Genomic DNA, 375 nt, shown 5'->3' with positions numbered 1-375 from the left:
GACGCGTATAATACGCTTTCTACTTTGAAAGTCAACATAAAATACTAAGAAAACTTAGAACTCTATGGTGACTTGTCTACTTTGTAGACAAAGTCGAACTTTTGTCTTCACTTTTAAAAAAGTGAAAATAAATTTAGAGCCTGGCGATGTCCTACTCTCACATGGGGAAGCCCCACACTACCATCGGCGCTATTGTGTTTCACTTCTGAGTTCGGCATGGAATCAGGTGGGTCCACAATGCTATGGTCGCCAAGCAAATTTTGCTTTTACTTTCAGTTTTAAAAACTGAAGGCAAAATAATCTGGAAAACTGATTTAAAAGTCTCTCATCAAACTCATTCAAGGTCTGGTATATCTGAGTCCACAAAACCCCTTG

Annotated in this window: 1 rRNA gene; it reads right to left on the bottom strand. The window is 38.7% G+C overall.

Annotated elements, in window-relative coordinates:
• Positions 1 to 138: 138 nt before the first annotated feature.
• Positions 139 to 254: ribosomal RNA gene (rrf, locus tag BCV39_RS19915) — 5S ribosomal RNA — on the bottom strand.
• Positions 255 to 375 lie beyond the last annotated feature (121 nt).

Source organism: Vibrio sp. 10N.286.55.E10 (genome assembly GCF_002872555.1).
Taxonomy (GTDB): Bacteria; Pseudomonadota; Gammaproteobacteria; order Enterobacterales; family Vibrionaceae; genus Vibrio; species Vibrio crassostreae.
Note: the sequence above shows the minus strand (reverse complement) of the source record. Positions and strands in the feature narration are given on the sequence as shown.